21 protein-coding genes are annotated in these 17,696 nt (G+C 61.7%); 5 read left to right on the top strand and 16 right to left on the bottom strand.

Annotated elements, in window-relative coordinates; translation table 11 throughout:
* Nucleotides 1–8: 8 nt before the first annotated feature.
* From AC1DXM_RS27600 to AC1DXM_RS27630, 7 genes are all read right to left on the bottom strand, one after another.
* Nucleotides 9–650, bottom strand: coding sequence for an SGNH/GDSL hydrolase family protein (locus AC1DXM_RS27600; RefSeq protein WP_477238104.1), 642 nt, complete (start codon nt 648–650; stop codon nt 9–11).
* On the bottom strand, nt 647–1,072 hold the full coding sequence (locus tag AC1DXM_RS27605; protein WP_477238106.1) for a hypothetical protein: 426 nt from the start codon (nt 1,070–1,072) through the stop codon (nt 647–649). The genes AC1DXM_RS27600 and AC1DXM_RS27605 overlap by 4 nt, the downstream gene beginning before the upstream one ends.
* A 15-nt stretch (nt 1,073–1,087) precedes the next feature.
* Complete coding sequence (locus AC1DXM_RS27610) at nt 1,088–2,461, bottom strand: pyruvate dehydrogenase complex dihydrolipoamide acetyltransferase (protein WP_477238108.1); 1,374 nt, start codon at nt 2,459–2,461, stop codon at nt 1,088–1,090.
* 101 nt (nt 2,462–2,562) lie between these two features.
* Entirely contained in the window at nt 2,563–2,763 is a 201-nt protein-coding gene (locus AC1DXM_RS27615) for a DUF5076 domain-containing protein (protein ID WP_477238109.1), read from the bottom strand.
* A 4-nt stretch (nt 2,764–2,767) separates the two neighbouring features.
* Entirely contained in the window at nt 2,768–4,162 is a 1,395-nt protein-coding gene (locus AC1DXM_RS27620) for a pyruvate dehydrogenase complex E1 component subunit beta (protein WP_477238111.1), read from the bottom strand.
* 15 nt (nt 4,163–4,177) lie between these two features.
* Entirely contained in the window at nt 4,178–5,224 is a 1,047-nt protein-coding gene (gene pdhA, locus AC1DXM_RS27625; RefSeq protein ID WP_112561782.1) for a pyruvate dehydrogenase (acetyl-transferring) E1 component subunit alpha, read from the bottom strand.
* A gap of 196 nt (nt 5,225–5,420) precedes the next feature.
* Nucleotides 5,421–5,744: an FtsB family cell division protein gene (locus tag AC1DXM_RS27630; RefSeq protein ID WP_352558862.1), complete on the bottom strand. Its 324-nt coding sequence runs from the start codon at nt 5,742–5,744 to the stop codon at nt 5,421–5,423.
* A 255-nt stretch (nt 5,745–5,999) separates the two neighbouring features.
* On the opposite strand from AC1DXM_RS27630, the gene AC1DXM_RS27635 reads away from it, so the two are divergent.
* Both AC1DXM_RS27635 and AC1DXM_RS27640 read left to right on the top strand, forming a co-directional pair.
* A complete protein-coding gene (locus tag AC1DXM_RS27635; RefSeq protein ID WP_477238113.1) occupies nt 6,000–6,518 on the top strand; it encodes a MarR family winged helix-turn-helix transcriptional regulator in 519 nt (172 codons plus the stop codon).
* The gene (locus tag AC1DXM_RS27640) at nt 6,515–7,111 is read left to right on the top strand and encodes a gamma carbonic anhydrase family protein (RefSeq protein ID WP_477238115.1); all 597 of its coding nucleotides are present in this window, start codon (nt 6,515–6,517) and stop codon (nt 7,109–7,111) included. Before AC1DXM_RS27635 ends, AC1DXM_RS27640 begins: the two co-directional genes overlap by 4 nt.
* Before the next feature lie 93 nt (nt 7,112–7,204).
* Here the strand turns inward: AC1DXM_RS27640 and eno are convergent, their stop codons facing one another.
* The gene (gene eno, locus AC1DXM_RS27645) at nt 7,205–8,479 is read right to left on the bottom strand and encodes a phosphopyruvate hydratase (protein WP_477238117.1); all 1,275 of its coding nucleotides are present in this window, start codon (nt 8,477–8,479) and stop codon (nt 7,205–7,207) included.
* A gap of 198 nt (nt 8,480–8,677) precedes the next feature.
* On the opposite strand from eno, the gene AC1DXM_RS27650 reads away from it, so the two are divergent.
* Nucleotides 8,678–8,800, top strand: a complete 123-nt coding sequence (locus AC1DXM_RS27650) for a hypothetical protein (protein ID WP_112561787.1) — start codon at nt 8,678–8,680, stop codon at nt 8,798–8,800.
* Between the two features lie 70 nt (nt 8,801–8,870).
* Here the strand turns inward: AC1DXM_RS27650 and AC1DXM_RS27655 are convergent, their stop codons facing one another.
* The 6 genes from AC1DXM_RS27655 to AC1DXM_RS27680 all read right to left on the bottom strand — a co-directional run bounded on the left by AC1DXM_RS27655 (nt 8,871) and on the right by AC1DXM_RS27680 (nt 11,926).
* Nucleotides 8,871–9,236: a PRC-barrel domain-containing protein gene (locus tag AC1DXM_RS27655; RefSeq protein WP_477238119.1), complete on the bottom strand. Its 366-nt coding sequence runs from the start codon at nt 9,234–9,236 to the stop codon at nt 8,871–8,873.
* Nucleotides 9,237–9,322: 86 nt separating this feature from the next.
* Nucleotides 9,323–9,526, bottom strand: a complete 204-nt coding sequence (locus tag AC1DXM_RS27660) for a dodecin family protein (RefSeq protein WP_477238121.1) — start codon at nt 9,524–9,526, stop codon at nt 9,323–9,325.
* 86 nt (nt 9,527–9,612) lie between these two features.
* On the bottom strand, nt 9,613–10,461 hold the full coding sequence (gene kdsA, locus AC1DXM_RS27665; protein ID WP_477238123.1) for a 3-deoxy-8-phosphooctulonate synthase: 849 nt from the start codon (nt 10,459–10,461) through the stop codon (nt 9,613–9,615).
* The gene (locus AC1DXM_RS27670) at nt 10,458–11,330 is read right to left on the bottom strand and encodes a VOC family protein (protein WP_477238125.1); all 873 of its coding nucleotides are present in this window, start codon (nt 11,328–11,330) and stop codon (nt 10,458–10,460) included. Before AC1DXM_RS27670 ends, kdsA begins: the two co-directional genes overlap by 4 nt.
* 55 nt (nt 11,331–11,385) lie before the next feature.
* The gene (locus AC1DXM_RS27675; RefSeq protein ID WP_477238127.1) at nt 11,386–11,676 is read right to left on the bottom strand and encodes a Dabb family protein; all 291 of its coding nucleotides are present in this window, start codon (nt 11,674–11,676) and stop codon (nt 11,386–11,388) included.
* A gap of 115 nt (nt 11,677–11,791) precedes the next feature.
* Complete coding sequence (locus AC1DXM_RS27680; protein ID WP_281401903.1) at nt 11,792–11,926, bottom strand: hypothetical protein; 135 nt, start codon at nt 11,924–11,926, stop codon at nt 11,792–11,794.
* A gap of 259 nt (nt 11,927–12,185) precedes the next feature.
* Here AC1DXM_RS27680 and AC1DXM_RS27685 point away from each other — a divergent pair, with 259 nt between their 5' ends.
* Nucleotides 12,186–13,436 carry a class I SAM-dependent methyltransferase gene (locus tag AC1DXM_RS27685; RefSeq protein ID WP_477238129.1) on the top strand — a complete coding sequence of 417 codons (1,251 nt, stop codon included), beginning with the start codon at nt 12,186–12,188 and terminating at the stop codon, nt 13,434–13,436.
* 29 nt (nt 13,437–13,465) lie between these two features.
* On the opposite strand, the gene AC1DXM_RS27690 is transcribed toward AC1DXM_RS27685, so the two are convergent.
* Together AC1DXM_RS27690 and AC1DXM_RS27695 are read right to left on the bottom strand one after the other, a co-directional pair.
* Nucleotides 13,466–15,445, bottom strand: a complete 1,980-nt coding sequence (locus tag AC1DXM_RS27690; RefSeq protein ID WP_477238131.1) for a bifunctional 2',3'-cyclic-nucleotide 2'-phosphodiesterase/3'-nucleotidase — start codon at nt 15,443–15,445, stop codon at nt 13,466–13,468.
* Nucleotides 15,446–15,574: 129 nt separating this feature from the next.
* Nucleotides 15,575–16,840, bottom strand: a complete 1,266-nt coding sequence (locus AC1DXM_RS27695) for an NAD(P)/FAD-dependent oxidoreductase (RefSeq protein ID WP_477238133.1) — start codon at nt 16,838–16,840, stop codon at nt 15,575–15,577.
* 180 nt (nt 16,841–17,020) lie between these two features.
* On the opposite strand from AC1DXM_RS27695, the gene AC1DXM_RS27700 reads away from it, so the two are divergent.
* Nucleotides 17,021–17,683 (top strand): 5-formyltetrahydrofolate cyclo-ligase, encoded by a 663-nt coding sequence (locus AC1DXM_RS27700; RefSeq protein WP_477238135.1) that lies wholly within the window; start codon nt 17,021–17,023, stop codon nt 17,681–17,683.
* Nucleotides 17,684–17,696 lie beyond the last annotated feature (13 nt).

The following is a 17,696-nucleotide window of genomic DNA, read 5'->3' on the forward strand; positions in this document are numbered from 1 at the left end:
GTCTTTGTCTAGAGTTCCAGCATCACGCGCACCAATGGCGCCAATGCCTCACCTATATTGCGCGTGTTTTCCGCATCGAGATGGACACCATCCAGCGGTGTGGTCGTGGCCACGGTTCCGGCATCGAAAAAGCCGCAACCGGCCTCGTCGGCAAGCGCGGAATATTGCGGCGCAAGCCGCTTCGAGGCCTCGTCGCCGCCAGCAAACATTTCCTTGAATTCGGCATTTTCCGTGCGGCTGACCGCAGGCGGCGCCACGACCAGGATCTGCGGTGCAGCCCAGTCGAACGGGTAGTCATGGCCGCGCACGATATCGATCAAGCGCTGCATGCCTTGCTTGGCCGCCACCGGATTGCCGTGGATCCAAGGCTTCATGTCGTTGGCGCCGAGCATGATGACGATCAGGTCGAGCGGCGCATGCGTCGTCAGAACCGTCGGCAAAAGCCTGGCGCCGTTACGGTCGGCACCGGCCAGGTGGTCGTCGAAGGCCGTGGTGCGGCCGTTGAGGCCCTCGGCGATGACTTCGATGCCATCGTCGTTCAGCGCCGCCTTGAGCACGCTCGGCCAGCGGTTTTCCAGGGAGTGGCGGCCGAGGCTCGCAGCGTCATAACCCCAGGTCAGGGAATCGCCATAGCAGAGAATTGTCTTCACGCCCTTGCCTCACCTCTGCCAAAACCCGGCTGCCCGCGCATGACCCGCCAGCGTACGAACAGCCAATGCACCACAATCGTAACCAGGCTCGGCAGAACCAAACCCGCGATGATTGGCAGGTTCCCTCCCCAATCGCGTCCCTCGGGCGGTTGGGAAAAAGTCCAGCCGATCAAGCCGAAACCGATCAGCACGAACAAGGCGAATGTGCCGATCCCCGCCCAATTGATGGCCTTGAGCGGATTGGGAAAATACTGTGCAATGAAAAACAATATCGTCACGACAGTGGTGACTAACCCGCACGCGAAGAAAACGAGAATGTATTCCTCGTGCGCGTCTGTGTTTATCGCCAGTCCCACCGCAACGATGGCGCCAACAAGCAAGGACAGGAAGAAGGCCATGAAGGAGGTGAAGAATGTCCGCACCGCCCTTTTCCTTCCCTAGACCAGCATGCCCATCGGGTTTTCGATCATGCGCTTGAAGGCGACCAGAAGTTCGGCGCCGAGCGCACCGTCGACGGCGCGATGATCGGTCGACAGCGTTACCGACATGACGTTGGCGACTTTGATCTCGCCATTCTTGACCACCGCGCGCTGCTCGCCGGCGCCCACCGCCAGGATCGTCGCATGCGGCGGGTTGATGACGGCAGCAAAGTCCTTGATGCCGAACATGCCGAGATTGGACACCGCCGTGGTGCCGCCCTGATATTCCTCGGGCTTCAGCTTGCGGCTGCGGGCGCGGCTCGCCAGATCCTTCATCTCGTTGGAGATGGTGGACAGCGTCTTTTCATCGGCGTGGCGGATGATCGGCGTGATCAGGCCGCCGGGGATCGACACGGCAACGCCGACATCGGCATGCTTGTGCTTGACCATGGCGCTGTCGGTCCACGACGCATTGGCATCCGGCACCGCCATCAGCGCCATCGCCATCGCCTTGATGACCATGTCGTTGACCGAGAGCTTGTAGACGGGCGCCTCGCCCTTGTCCGTCTTCTTCGTCGGCGCCGCGGCATTGAGCTGCGTGCGCAGCGCCAGCAGCGCATCGAGCTCGCAGTCGAGCGTCAGGTAGAAATGCGGAATGGTCGACTTCGCCTCGACCAGCCGGCGTGCGATGGTCTTGCGCATATTGTCGTGCGGGACGAGCTCGTAGGAGCCTTCGGCGAACAGCTTCAGCACCTGCTCGTCCGACATCGCCTTGGGCGCGGCAGCCGCAGCTGCAGGGGCCGGAGCGCCGGCAGGTGCTGCTTTCGCGGCCGGTGCAGCCTTGGCGCCGCCACCGGCAATCGCTGCCTCGACATCGGCTTTGACGACGCGGCCATGCGGGCCGGTGCCGGTCACGGCGGACACATCGACGCCGGCGTCCTTGGCGATGCGCCGAGCCAGCGGCGAGGCGAAAGTACGCTCGCCTGCGGCGTGACCGTTCGCAACTGGCGCGGCCTCTGCCTTCGTCGGAGCAGGCGCCGCGGCAGCGGCTTCCGCCTTTGGTGCTTCAGCTTTCGGTGCATCGGCTTTCGGAGCCTCGGCCTTGGGCGCGGCATCGCCGCCGCCCTTTGCCGCGGCCCCGGCATCCTCGCCTTCGCCGGCCAGAATGGCGATCAGCGCATTGACCTTGACGCCTTCGGTGCCGGCCGGAACGACCAGCTTGGCGACCGTGCCCTCATCGACCGCTTCGACTTCCATCGTCGCCTTGTCGGTCTCGATCTCGGCGATCACGTCACCCGGCGAAACCTTGTCGCCTTCCTTGACCAACCACTTGGAAAGATTCCCCTCTTCCATCGTGGGCGAGAGCGCTGGCATGGTGATGTTGATTGGCATTTTTCCTCCTCAGTTCCGCCCGGTTAGCGAACGGTGCTGGATATTGAACTGCTCCGACATTCTGCCGCGATAGCCTTCTTCCAATGCCTGAAGCGTCTCGATTACAGGGATGTCGTCTCGTCCAGTCTCATCCTGGCTATGTGCATGCCGACATCAGCGAGCACCATGCCCCAGTTGTGAGCGTCTGGTCCAAAGAGGTCTTGCATCGCGACCACCGCGTCCGAACCAATCCAGACGCGGAGTATTTCATCGAATTCGCTATCCTCGACGACCGCTGCGGGAACTTCGAGTTCGCGAGCCATTTCGTTAACCCCGGTACGTCACAGCCTTCACTGCCTCGATGACCTCGCCGACATTGGGCAGGGCCAGCTTTTCGAGGTTCGCCGCATAAGGCATCGGCACGTCCTTGCCGGCAATGGTGATGACCGGCGCGTCGAGGAAATCGAAGGCGCGCTGCGACACCTGGTTGGCGATGTGGTCGCCGACCGAGCTCTGCGGGAAACCTTCCTCCACCACGATCAGGCGATTGGTCTTCTTCACCGAGGCGATGACGGTGTCGAGGTCGAGCGGACGGATGGACCTAAGATCGATGATCTCGGCATCGATGCCCATCCCGCGCAGTTCGGCTTCGGCCTTGATCGCGTAGGTCATGCCGATGCCGAACGAGACGATGGTGACGTCCTTGCCCTGCTTGTGGATGCGCGCCTTGCCGATCGGCAGCACGAAATCGTCCAGCTTCGGAACGTCGAAGGACTGGCCGTAGAGGATTTCGTTTTCGAGGAAGATGACCGGGTTCGGATCGCGGATTGCTGCCTTGAGCAGGCCCTTTGCGTCCGCCGCCGTATACGGCATCACCACTTTCAGCCCAGGGATATGGCTGTACCATGCGGCATAGCACTGCGAATGCTGGGCACCGACGCGGGCGGCGGCCCCGTTCGGTCCGCGGAACACAATCGGTGCGCCCATCTGGCCACCCGACATATAGAGCGTCTTGGCTGCCGAGTTGATGATCTGGTCGATCGCCTGCATGGCGAAGTTGAAGGTCATGAACTCTACGATCGGCTTCAGGCCGGCCATTGCTGCACCGACGCCGACGCCGGCGAAACCGTGCTCGGTGATCGGCGTGTCGACGACGCGGCGCGGTCCGAATTCCTGCAGCAACCCTTGCGTGATCTTGTAGGCGCCCTGGTATTCGGCGACCTCCTCGCCCATGACGAAGACATCGCCGTCGCGGCGCATTTCCTCGGCCATCGCGTCGCGCAGTGCCTCGCGCACCGTGGTCGAAACCATCTCGGTGCCGGCGGGAATATCCGGATCGGCGGCAACTTCCGTCTTCGGAGCGGCCGCCACAGGCGCCGCGGCCTCGCTCTTGGCTGCGGCAGGCGCCGGCGCGGGTGCGGCTCCTTCAGCCTTGGCGGGCTCCTCGCCGATGCCTTCGCCGGCCTTGTCGACATCTTCGCCGTCGACCGCAAGCACGGCGATCACCGCGTTGACCTTGACGCCTTCGGTGCCGGCCGGAACCACGATCTTGGCCAGCGTGCCTTCATCGACGGCCTCGACTTCCATCGTCGCCTTGTCGGTCTCGATCTCGGCGATCACGTCGCCGGCGACAACCTTGTCACCCTCGTTCTTCAACCACTTGGAAAGATTGCCCTCTTCCATGGTCGGCGAGAGAGCGGGCATGAGAATTTCGATCGGCATGTCCTTGCCCTCCCGTTACAATACGATGTCGGTCCAGAGCTCGGACGGATCCGGCTCGGCGTCGTGCTGGGCGAATTCGGCGGCGTCGGCGACAATGTCGCGGACTTCCTTGTCGATATTTTTGAGCTCGTCCTCGCTGGCCCACTTCTTGGCCGTCAGCCGCGCCTTGACCTGCTCGATCGGATCATGATCCGAGCGCATCTTCTGCACTTCTTCCTTGGAGCGGTATTTCGCCGGATCCGACATCGAGTGGCCGCGATAGCGATAGGTCTGCATCTCCAAAATAATCGGCCCGTTGCCGGCACGGCACCATTCGGTCGCCTGATCGCCGGCGGATTTGACCGCACGCACATCCATGCCGTCGACCTGGATGCCAGGGATCTTGAACGAGGCGCCGCGATGCGAAAAATTGGTTTCGGCCGACGAGCGCGACACCGAAGTGCCCATGGCGTAGCGGTTGTTCTCGATGATGTAGATCACCGGCAGCTTCCACAGCGAGGCCATGTTGAAGCTTTCATAGACCTGGCCCTGGTTGGCCGCGCCGTCGCCGAAATAGGTCAGCGAGACATTGTTGTTGTCGCGGTAGCGGTTGGCGAAGGCGAGGCCCGTGCCGAGCGACACCTGCGCGCCGACAATGCCGTGGCCGCCGTAAAAATGCTTCTCCTTGGAGAACATGTGCATGGAGCCGCCCTTGCCCCTCGACAGGCCGCCGCGGCGACCGGTCAGTTCGGCCATGACGCCGCGCGGCGAAAGCTCCATCGCCAGCATGTGGCCGTGGTCGCGATAGGCGGTGATCATCTGGTCGCCGTCGATCAGCGCCATCTTCATGCCGGTGACGACCGCTTCCTGCCCGATGTAGAGGTGACAGAAGCCGCCGATGAAGCCCATGCCGTAGAGTTGGCCAGCCTTTTCCTCGAAGCGGCGGATGAGCAGCATGTGCCGGTAGGCGGCAAGCTCCTCGTCCTTCGTGAATTCGGCTGGTTTGGGGGCGGAAAGCCCCGTGGATTTGGCGGATGTCGATTTGACGGATTTGGCAGGCGCTTTTTTGGCGGCGGTGGCCATGCATCACTCCCTGTTGGCGTCTCTTTGCGGACACAAGAGCAGCACGAAAATCTGCTCCGAGGGAGATCAGCTCTCCCCACCGATTTGAAAGAGGCTAACACGCGAGAATGCGTTTCGCCATGCTGAAAAATGCATGGCTGTCATGCGTCTAAGGGATTAAAATCATTGGAAATAACAGTGATTAACTGAATTCAGGTTATTTCGAGTTAGCCGGCAGCATGATGGTAATTTCATCCGCTTGGGACAGATTGAGCGCCCGGCGCGCCTGCTCGTCGAGCATATCCTTCTCAAGCGTGCCCTCATGCATCAGCTGGACGCGCCGCTCGAGATCGACCCGGCGCGCTTTGATGGCATCGTATTTGGCCTGCAATTCGACGGTCTGCGCTTCGAGCTGGTATTTGGAATAGATGCCGAACTCGCCATGATAGGCATGGAAGCCGAAATACGCCAGGAACGCCACGCAAAGCGACGGGATGATCAGCCGGCCGGTGTTTCTCTGCTTGTGCTGGCGTGTCCACATGATCGCAATCCAACTTTGTTGGAGCATGATCTTTCCGAAAACCGGTTCCGACTTTTCGGGATCATGCTCTGACCTCCTTATCTCGCCCGATTGTGCTTAATGGACGGTTACGGACCCTGGGATTTTGCGAGCGGGAAAGGACTCACCCGGCAAGTTGGGTCCACCTCGTCGATTTTGCTTCTCCACCCTTTGCGGTCGCAGCTTGCATGCGCGAAAAGCAGTTGACGTTCTCCTGAAGTAATATATGCATACGCTATGCAATTGTTAGACGCCAACAAGCTCGGCGCGCTCGGCGCCATGATTCGCGACAGGACGGAAGCGTCCTTGAGAGAGCTTTCACCGAGCGCGGCGGCGGTGCTGTCGATGCTGCACTTCAAACCGGGGTTGACGACGACGGAGCTCGCCGAGGTCGTCGGCGTCAGTCAACCGACTGCCGTGCGTTTGATCGACGGGCTGGAACGGCAGGCGCTGATAGGGCGCGGCAAACCGGAGGGTCGTGTCACTCCGCTGACGCTGACGGAGACTGGCCACGCACAGGTAAGGGAAATGCAAGCTCTCCGGCTCGCCGCGCTCGACGGATTGCTGTCCGTGCTGCAACCGGATGAGCGGCGGCGCTTTGTTTCCATGCTGGACGAGATTCTTGCGGGCGCGACTACTTCCCGTCCTTTCGCGAGAACAACCTGTCGCCTCTGCGAGCATGATCTTTGCGGACCCGAAATTTGCCCGATCGGCTGCCGAGCGGCTGAGATCGAGAGAAAGGAGAGCGAGCGATGATCATTTCCTATGCGGGGCATTCGCCTGCCATCGATCCCGATGCTTGGGCCGCTCCGGATGCCACAATATCCGGCGATGTCGTCATTGGCGCCGGCAGCCGGGTCATGCATGGCGCCCGCCTTGTTGCGGAGTCTGGCGGATCGATCCGCATTGGCCGCAACTGTATCGTGTTGGAAAATGCGGTGATCCGGGCCACAGCAAGTCACCCTTTTACTATCGGGAATTATTGCCTCGTAGGCCCCAACAGCCACATGGTTGGCGCAGAGGTCGGCGATGAAGTTTTTATCGCTACAGGTGCTGCGGTTTTCCATGGTGCGCACATAGGGCGCGGATCGGAAGTCCGCATCAATGGCATCGTTCACCTGCGCACCCGCCTCGAACCTGGTACGGTCGTACCGATCGGCTGGATTGCCGTGGGCGATCCGGCTCAGGTCCTGCCTCCGGACCAGCATTTGGCCATCTGGTCTCACCAGAAACCGCTCGATTTCCCAGGCTTCGTCTACGGTGTCGACCGAAACTTGCCAGATGTAATGCAGAAAATCACTGCAAATCTCTCGGTGGCGCTAGGCGTACATCGCACGGGAAACGCTTGAGCGCTTTCCGCCGCAGCAGAAAGCGTTCCGATTCAAGCTCGCTGGAGCATGTCGCCCAAATCTTGCCCAAGGGCCTGACCGAGGACGCGCAGATCAGCTTTTCACCACCGACTTGCCGGCGTAACGCGCCTGCTTGCCGAGCTCTTCCTCGATACGGATCAGCTGGTTGTACTTGGCCATGCGGTCTGAGCGCGACAGCGAACCGGTCTTGATCTGCCCGCAATTGGTAGCGACGGCGAGATCGGCGATGGTCGAATCCTCTGTCTCACCCGAGCGGTGCGACATCACAGCGGTATAGCCGGCCTTGTGCGCGGTCTCGACGGCGTCGAGCGTCTCGGTCAGCGAGCCGATCTGGTTAACCTTGACCAGGATCGAATTGGCCACGCCCATTCGAATACCGTCGCGCAGCCGCGCCGTGTTGGTGACGAACAGATCGTCGCCGACCAGCTGCGTCTTCTTGCCGATCAGATCGGTCAGATACTTCCAGCCTTCCCAGTCGTCCTCAGCCAGGCCGTCCTCGATCGAGATGATCGGATAGTCGGCGGCAAGCTTGGCCAGGTACTTGGCCTGCGCCTTGGGATCGCGGGTCTTCTTCTCGCCTTCATAGACGTAGTTGCCGTCCTTGAAGAATTCGGTCGCCGCGCAGTCGAGGCCGAGCGCAATCTCCTCGCCCGGCCTGAAGCCGGCCTTCTCGATCGATTCCATGATGAAATCGAGCGCCACCGGCGCGCTCTTCAGGTTCGGGGCAAAACCGCCTTCGTCACCGACATTGGTGTTGTGGCCGGCGTCCTTGAGCTTCTTGCGCAGCGTGTGGAAGATTTCCGAACCCCAGCGCACGCCTTCGCGCAGCGTCGGCGCACCGACCGGCAGGATCATGAATTCCTGGAAGTCGATCGGATTGTCGGCGTGCGCGCCGCCGTTGATGATGTTCATCATCGGCACCGGCAGCACATGCGCCTTGGTGCCGCCGACATAGCGGTAGAGCGGCAGGCCGGCGGCTTCCGCGGCCGCCTTGGCCACCGCCAGCGAGACGCCGAGAATGGCGTTGGCGCCGAGCCGGCTCTTGTTGGGGGTGCCGTCAAGCTCGATCATGGTCTGGTCGATGTGGATCTGGTTTTCGGCTTCCATGCCGCCGATCGCCTCGAACAGCTCGCCATTGACGGCCTCGACTGCCTTGAGCACGCCCTTGCCGAGATAGCGGGCGCCGCCGTCGCGCAGTTCGACGGCTTCATGCGCGCCAGTCGAGGCGCCGGACGGCACTGCGGCGCGGCCCATCGAGCCGTCTTCGAGAACGACGTCGACCTCGACGGTCGGATTTCCACGGCTATCCAGGATTTCACGCCCGATAATGTCGATGATGGCGGTCATTGCGATGTCCCCGATTGATCGATAAAGCGTCGCGCCCCTCTTAGCCAAAGCACCGCAAAAGGCAATCGGGGCGCTTGCAAATAGTGCCGCGTCAGCGATTCACGAAGCGCAAATTTCTGTCATCATAATTCATGCGTGGCGTGGCGGTTTCTGGTTTATGGTTACACCCGCGCGGGGCGAAACAGGAGGAGTTTCGCCATGTCTGAGTTGAGCGGTATCGTGAGTTTGTTCTTGATCGCGGCGGCGTTCCTGACGTCATGCGACAACCAGCAGCCGCCGAAGGCCGCAACGCAGTTGTCGACGCTTTACGCCGCCGAATAGGACCATCCCGTCCCATTGAAAAGGCCCCCGGCTTCGGGGGCCTTTTCACGTCAGGCGTCGGCGCGCCGGATCAATGCCAATAGGGCGTGACCTTGTAGTAGTCATAGGAAGCGTCACGTGCGGCCTCGCCATCGGCGCCGGCCAGTTCATTGATCGAATAGGACGGGGCCGCTTTCAACTGGTCCTTGGAAAACGGCACGACATAGCCGCCCTTATCCTCGTCATAGTCGAGGCTTGCCCACGGAATGGCGTGATATTTCTCACCAATACCAAGAAAACCGCCGAACCCGATCACCGCGAACATGATGCCGTTCGACGTCTTGTCGAGCATGACGTCCTCGATGCTGCCAATGCTCTTGCCTTCGGTGTTGTAGACCGACGTGCCGATGACGCGCGAAGCGGCGATAGCTTCGGTGTGGCCTGTCTGAGTGGTCATGTCTGATGCTCCTCTTTGTCGTTGGTCGTACTTTGACAATGAGGGGCGCGGGCGAAAGTTCCCGACTTTTTTGAAACGTTGGATGGTCACTCCGCGAGGATGAACGTGACCTTCATGTTGACGCGATAGGCCGTGATCTTGCCGTCCTCGACGACGATCTTCTGGTCCTGAATCCAGGCGCCTTCGACGTTCTTCAGGGTCTTTGCGGCGCGCGCAATTCCCTTCTCGATGGCATCCTGAAAGCTCTTTTTCGAAGACGATGTGATTTCGGTGACGCGGGCAACAGACATGGCTTCCTCCTGCCAAGGCGCTCATTTGCAAGGAGGAGCCTACAGCCGGCCTTTGGCGACTACAAGCTGACCATCACGGTGGCCAGTCAGGCAGCGTTCTTGGCGATGCGGTCGAAGGCCATCAGTCTTTCGAGCAAGGCCGGCATGTCCTTCAGCGGCAGCATGTTCGGACCGTCTGAGGAGGTCGAATTGTCCGGATCCTGGTGGGTTTCGATGAAGACGCCGGCGACGCCGACGGCAACGGCAGCGCGGGCAAGTGTTTCGACGAAGCGGCGCTCACCGCCGGAAGAACCGCCCTGCCCGCCCGGTTGCTGCACCGAATGCGTGGCGTCGAAAATCACCGGCGCGCCGATCTCGGCCATCACAGGCAAAGCCCGCATGTCCGACACCAGCGTGTTGTAGCCGAAGGAAGCGCCACGTTCGGTGGTGAGCACATTGGCGTTGCCGGAGCCGGTGATCTTGGCGACGACATTCTTCATGTCCCAGGGCGCCAGGAACTGGCCCTTCTTGACGTTGATCACCTTGCCGGTCTTGGCGGCAGCGACCAGCATGTCGGTCTGGCGCGACAGGAAGGCCGGGATCTGCAGCACATCGACATGCGGCGCGACGATCGCGCACTGCTCCTCGGTATGGACGTCGGTCAGGATGGGAAGCGCAAATTCCTTGCGCAGTTCGTCGAAGACCGGAAGTGCGGCATCCATCCCGGCGCCGCGCGTTGCCGAGAGTGAAGTGCGGTTGGCCTTGTCGTAACTGGTCTTGTAGACGAGGCCGATGCCGAGCTTGCCGGTCAGTTCCTTCAGTGCGCCGGCCATGTCGAAGGCGTGCTGGCGCGATTCGAATTGGCATGGGCCGGCAATCAGCGCCAGGGCTGCGTTGTTGTCGAAAACGACGTTGCCGACGGTTACCGCCGAATTGGGCGCCAGGGGCTTGCTCATGGGATCTCCCGGAAGATGAAAGCCGCGCCCTGTCCGGATGCCGGCTGCACGACAATTTCGTTGCCCGCTATATCGTGCTGGATGGCGCTGGCTGCAAGCAGCCTGGCGGTGACATCGACACTGCGGACCGAAAAGATGACCGCAGCAAAGCGAAGATCGCTCGGCTCACCGGCCGCAAGGCTGAAGCGCGCGGTAAACGCTCCGGGATCGAGCACAGATATAACAGCATTCGGCAGGCCGAACGCCGTGCCGCTCCCTTGCTCTAAACCCGTCGCTGTTTCGATCAGGTGGGCCTGTGCGGAAGGCGCATCGCTGACCGCAACGATTTCGACGATGCCGGTCACGCCATTGGCATGGGCCTGCAGCGCCGTTCGGTCGATTTTCGGCGCGTTGATCCGCTCGCAGGCGAACAGGAACGCGTCTGTTGCCCCAGAGCCGGAGGCGAAAGCCAGCTTGAACGACGCCATATCGCTCTTTCCAGCCGCATCCGTGAAGGCGCGGGAAAAACTCAACACGTTTCCGGCCGACAGGCCGGCCGAGACATAGCGTGCATGGTCGGCATCGGCGTCCCCGGTGCCCAGCACTACGGCGGAAAAGCCCTCATTGCCCAGGCTGGCGCGATAGAGCCGGTCGCGCGCGACAAAGACATTGCCGTCGGCAATCGCGCGCGCTGCCGTCTGTCCGTCGCCGATCGCCAGCGGTTCGAGATAGGTGCCGTCGGCGAAGAAGACGCAGCAATTTTCGGTGCCGAAGGGGTGTATGCCGGTTGGCGCGACGATGAAGCCAAGCGACGTCAGCCGCGCCCGCGCCACGGCGAGGCTCGCCGTCGGCAGCACCAGATGGTCAAGCGGATGGGTTGTGCTGGTCATGCCGGCGCGGTGTGCATCATTCCGGAAATTGGTTCAAGGCCTCTTGCCTGGCTGATCAGGCCACCGCCACGACATCGGCCGAATAGCGCAATTCGCGCAATGGCTTGACCCGGCTGGTCGTCTCGGCATAGAGCGGGTGCGCCTTGTAGGCGGCCAAGGCCGCCTCGTCCTCGAACTCGGCATAGACGACCACGTCGATCGCGTCCGACAGCGGGTCGACCTTGGTGTTGAGCGTCACCTCGAACAGGTTTGAATGCGGGATATTGCTCAGGTTGAGCAAGCCCATGCGCACAGCCTCGACATCGTCCTTGCGCCGCGCGCTAAAGAAAACGATATGCCGGATCACGCCTGCCTCCTCGATCGATTTGCCGGCATGTTTTGTGTGAGCGGAACCGTCGCGTCAACCGCCACGATGTCGCGCCCGGCGACCCCGGGAGGCGACTTTGCAGAGGCGCAAAAAGCTAGCCCCCGCCGGTGACGTAGCGCACGATGCGCGACATCTCTCTGACCGTCGTGTCGAGATAGCGGCCCTGATTATAGAGGCCGTCCCAGATCAGGAAAAAGGCGATGGCCATGATGACGACGACGTAACGCATGACTGAAACTAACGTATGTGGCGGTTCGGAACCATAGTGATTTCGCCGAGGGCCGCGCTCTCCCGCGGATTCTGGCCTCAGGCCGGCGACCTGGGTCAGTGCCGCGCGAAGCTTGCCTCTTGAAGTTTCGGCCAATGCCATGGAAGATTGTGGCGAAAATTCACGCAGGCCGCGGCGTTCGCGCCTGCGAATGAAATGTGGAGGATGTGGAGGCCGGCAGATCTTGCGCCGTCCCCGCGGAAGTCCAGGGGGATGTGGGATGGCTGCTAGGGAACACAAGGGCGTCGGCGACGCCATCAGGCTGGACGAACTCAACTTCGCCGAGATCGTCAAAGGCTTGCCGGCCAAGGCGCGCATGGTGCTGTCGGCGGCGATGAAACTGCCGCGCGGCTCGCTCAAGGTAAGGATGCCGGACGGCCGTGCCGTTCTTGTCGGTGGCAATGCGCCCGGTCCCGACGCCGAACTGGTGCTGAAGAACTGGCGCCTGCCCGGCCGCGCCTTTTCGGGCGGCACCATCGGCGTTGCCGAATCCTACATGGACGGCGACTGGGAAAGCCCTGACGTGACCAGCTTTCTCGAACTGTTCGTCGTCAACTCGGCCATCGGCGAACGCGTCGCCGGCGGCGCCAACTGGCTCATCAACACCGTCCAGCGCATCCGCCACTGGTTCAACGAAAACACCCGCGCCGGCTCGAAGCGCAACATTTCGGCGCATTACGACCTCGGCAATGTCTTCTACAAACAATGGCTCGATCCCAGCATGACCTATTCGTCGGCGCTCTATGCCACCGGCGCCAACGATCTGGAAAGCGCGCAGGCCGCCAAGTATCGCGCCTTGGCCAAGGACACCGGCATCGGTAAGAAGGACCATGTGCTGGAGATCGGCTGCGGCTGGGGCGGTTTTGCCGAATTTGCCGCGCGCGAGATCGGCTGCCGCGTCACCGGACTGACCATCAGCCGCGAACAGCACGACTTTGCCAAGGAGCGCATCCAGAAGGCCGGACTGTCTGACAAGGTCGACATCAAGCTCCAGGATTACCGCGACGAAACAGGCACTTACGACCGCATCGCCTCAATCGAGATGTTCGAGGCGGTCGGCGAAAAATATTGGCCGGTGTTCTTCGGCAAGATGAAGGCCTGCCTGAGACCCGGCGGCACCGCCGGCCTGCAGATCATCACCATCAATGAGGCCGCCTACGACACCTATCGCGCGCGGCCGGATTTCATCCAGCGCTATGTTTTCCCGGGCGGCATGCTGCCGACGCCGTCGATCCTGAAGTCGCTGGGCAAAGACCATGGTCTCGCCCATCTGCGCGAGCGCGTCTTTCCGGACGACTATGCCCGCACGCTGGCCGAATGGCGCAACCGCTTCTGGCAGTCGTGGGAAAAGATCGTCCCACTTGGCTTCGACGACCGCTTCAAGAAGCTCTGGGAGTTCTATCTCCACTATTGCGAAGCCGGCTTCAGAGCCAGCTACATCGACGTGCGCCAGGTGATCTACAAGGCGTAGTGCGAGCGGGTATTTGCCCGCCCGTTTCCTCAAAGCAGGATACGATACTTTGCAAACCCGCCTTCGCCCTCGCCGACCGGCTGGATCTTGAGCGATTTCACCCCTGAAATAAAATCCTTCGCTTTGGGACCGGTCTCGAACACGACACTGGTTCCGGGCAGCGGCGTGAACGACCAGTTGTCGTCGGCCGAGGGATTGATCGTGCCCTCGCTGACGACATAGCGCACGATCACGTCGCGGTTGGTGTCCGGCGCTTCGTAGATGATCTTCGAGGCGTTGATGTCAGGAAAATTGCCGCCACCGCCGGCGCGGTAATTGTTTGTGGCGACGACGAATTTCGCTGCTGGATCAATGGGCTTGCCATCGAAACTGAGGTCGACGATGCGGCTGGAGTCGGCATTGGCGACGCCACCCTTGGCGTCGTATTTCGGCGGCTGCGACAGGTCTATCCTATAGCTGACGCCGTCGATCACATCGAAATTGTAGGACGGGAATTCGGTGTCGATCAGCGCCTGGTCGGCTTTCCCGGCCTCGATCTTCTTGAAAATGCCGGCCGACATTTCCAGCCATTCCTTGACCTGCGCCCCGGTGATCTCAACCGCCCGCACCGTATTGGGATAGAGATAGAGATCGGCGACATTCTTGATGGCGATGTCGCCAACCGGCACGTCGGTGTAGTAGTCGGCCCCATTGCGCCCGCCGGCCTTGAAGGGCGCTGCCGCCGACAGCAGCGGCACATCCTTCCACTCAGTGCTCTTCAGAATGTCCTTGAGATACCAGCTCTGCGCCTGGTTGACGATCTGCACCGACGGATCGTCAGCCACCAGCGCGAAATAGGAATAGAGCGGCGCCGACGTCTTGCCGACGGGACGGCGGACATAGGCAAGTGTCGCCTCATGGTCCGCCTTCAGCGCATCGACGATGCGCTGGTCGTCCGCGACCGTCGGCTTGTTTGCCTTGTCGACGCGTTCGTAGATCGGCCGTGCCTCCGAGGTCGCCGAGACCACGCGCCATTTCGATCCATCGCGTTCCAGAAGCAGGTCGATCAGGCCCATATGCGAACCCCAGAAGCCGCCCATCACCGCCGGTTTGCCTTGCAGCGTGCCTTTCTCCGTGTCGACCCCATCAAGCGCCTGAAAATCCTTCTTGCCGGGGAAGACGAGATGCTGATGGCCGGTGAACACCGCATCGATGCCCTCGACGCCGGCAACGAAGAACGAGGCGTTCTCCATGCCGTCGCCTTGCTTGACGTCGATGCCGGAATGCGAGAGCGCAATCACGATGTCGGCGCCCTCCTCCTTGATCTCAGGCACCCAGGCCCTGGCCGCCTCGACAATGTCGCGCGTCCGGACATTTCCTTCCAGGTTCTTCAGGTCCCAGACCATGATCTGCGGCGGCACGAAACCGATGATACCGATCTTGATCGGCTGCTCGGCGCCCGACCCGTCCTTGATCTTCTTGTCCAGGATGACGTACGGCTTGAGATAGAGCTTGTCGTCGCGCGGGCTGGCGGCGAGCTCGGTGCCGCGGATCAGATTGGCGCAGACGAACGGAAAATTGGCCCCGGCCAGAACCTTGTCGAGGAACGACAGGCCGTAATTGAACTCGTGGTTGCCGAGCGTCGAACATTCATAGCCGAGCAGGTTCATGCCCTTCATGATCGGATGCAGGTCGCCGTCCTTCAGTCCCTTCTCGTAGGCGATGTAGTCGCCCATCGGATTGCCCTGCAAAAGGTCGCCATTGTCGATCAGCATCGCATTGGTGGCTTCCTGGCGCACCGCAGCGATCAGCGAGGCCGTCCGCGACAGGCCCATCGTGTCGTTCGCTTTGTCGGCGTAGTAATCGTAAGGCAGGACATTCACATGGATGTCGGTGGTCTCCATGATCCTCAGATGCGCCTGATTGGCCTCAGCGCGGGCGGAAAACGGATGCAGCATGATCAGCGCCCCGCTGGCAGCGGCGCCGGCAAGAAAACCGCGACGGGAGACGGGGTGGAGCAAAGGCGACATTGGTTTTCCTTCCCAGCGACGTGAACATCCCAGCCCCTAGCGAAAGCTTCGCCCCGAAAGCCGGCCATGTCCATCGGGAAGTCAATCGATCAGCAAAAGGTGACGGCTGAATGAATTGCCGGGAGGACGTCAGCCCTTATCATCGTCGCCCTGGGTGATCAGTCGCGCGCTGCGCTGGCCGGTGAAATATATCCATAGCCAGCTAAGCGATACCGACAGCCGGTTGCGGAAGCCGATCAGGAAGTAGATGTGCGCCACACCCCACAGCCACCACGCAAGCCAGCCGGTAAGCTTGATCCAGCCGAAATCGATCGCGGCTGCCCACTTGCCGATCGTCGCAAGATCGCCGGCATGTTTGTAGCGGAAAGGACGCGGCGCGCTATCGCCTGCCAGCCGCGCCTTGATCGTCGCGGCGACATGTTTGCCTTCCTGCTTGGCGGACGGCGCCACGCCTGGCACCGGCTTGCCATCCGGCCGCAGCACATGCGCGGTGTCGCCGATGACGAATATCTCCGGGCTATTCGGAACGGTCAGATCTGGCTCGACCATCACCCTGCCCGCCCGGTCGACCGGCGCTCCCAGCCACTCTCCTGCTGGCGAAGCCGCAACGCCCGCGGCCCACAGGATGGTCCTTGCCGGCAGATGTTTATCGCCAAAAACGACACCTTCGGCATCCAGCCGCGTGACGGCGCGGCCGAGTTCGACCGTGACGCCCCGCCGCTCCAACGCCTTGCGGGCATAGTCGGACAGTTCCGGCGCGAAATTGGCCAGGATGCGATCGCCGGCCTCGACCAGCACCACACGCGCTTGCCGCGTGTCGATGTTGCGGAATTCGCCGCGCAGCGTCTCATGCGCGAGTTCGATAATGGTGCCGGCAAGCTCGACGCCGGTCGGGCCGCCGCCGACGATAACCAGCGTCAGCAGCGCCTGGCGCGTGGCCGGATCGGTCTCGCGCTCGGCCTGCTCGAAGGCAAGCAGGATGCGCCGGCGAATGGTGGTGGCATCCTCAAGCGTCTTCAGTCCGGGTGCGAAAGGCTCCCATTCGTCATGGCCGAAATAAGCGTGGCGCGCGCCGGTGGCGAGCACCAGCGTGTCATAGGGAACCGAACTGCCGTCCTCGAGCAGCACGCGTTTGCCGGCGCGGTCGACGCCGGTGACATTACCCAGGAGCGTCGTCACGTCCTTGCGCTTGCGCAACAGATGACGGATCGGCCATGCAACTTCCGATGTCGCCAGCAATGTGGTTGCCACCTGGTAGAGCAGTGGCTGGAAAAGGTGGTGGTTGCGCTTGTCGATCATGGTGATGCGCACCGGTGCACCGGCCAGTGCCCGGGTCAGTTCGAGACCGCCGAATCCCGCACCGACGACAACGACATGATGGCCCGTTTCGTTCATCGCACTCACCTCGTTTTCACCGTTCTTATCTAGTGATTTTTGTGCACCGCACAATGTTGTGGCGCGCAAGACTGCCATGCATCAAGGCTGCCCCGGACTCGCCGCCCAATGTCGCGAATGCCTATGTCATCAGGCTCAGACGGGTATAGCCTCGCAGGGAAGGAACCACAGGAGTGAGGCATGGCCAACGATCATGACGACGCCAAAGATCACGACGGCCCGGCGCACTATTCTTCGCCGCCTTGCTTCATGCACGAACTCGATCCGGAATTTCACGCACCACTAACCGACTGGACCGACGTACGACGTTGGCGCAAGGCCGAGCGCGAGCGGTTGATCGCGGCGCGTCTTGCTGTTTCAGCCGATGCGCGCGCAGCCATGTCGCAGCGTATCGCCGACGGTCTCGACGCGGTGATCGGCGACATTGCCGGCCGCATGGTCAGCCTCTGCTGGCCGTTTCGCGGCGAGCCGGACCTGCGGCCATGGATGGCGTCGCTCAACGAACGCGGTGGCCGCACGGCGCTGCCCGTCGTCGTCGAGAAGGGCCAGCCGCTGATCTTCCGCGCCTACGTTCCCGGCGATCGGCTGGAGAAAGGCGTCTGGAACATCCCGATCCCCGCCGAAGGCGATCCGGTGCTGCCCGACATCGTCATTTCGCCGATCGTCGGCATCGATCCGCAAAATTATCGCCTGGGCTATGGCGGCGGCTTCTTCGACCGCACACTGGCGGCAATGCCGTTCAAGCCATTGGTCATCGGCGTCGGCTACGAGTTGCAGCGGATTCCCACTATCTACCCGCAGCCGCACGACATCCCGATGGATCGGCTGGTGACCGAGACCTAGCTGAGCCACTGTT

It is taken from the genome of Mesorhizobium sp. P3_A2, assembly GCF_056403115.1.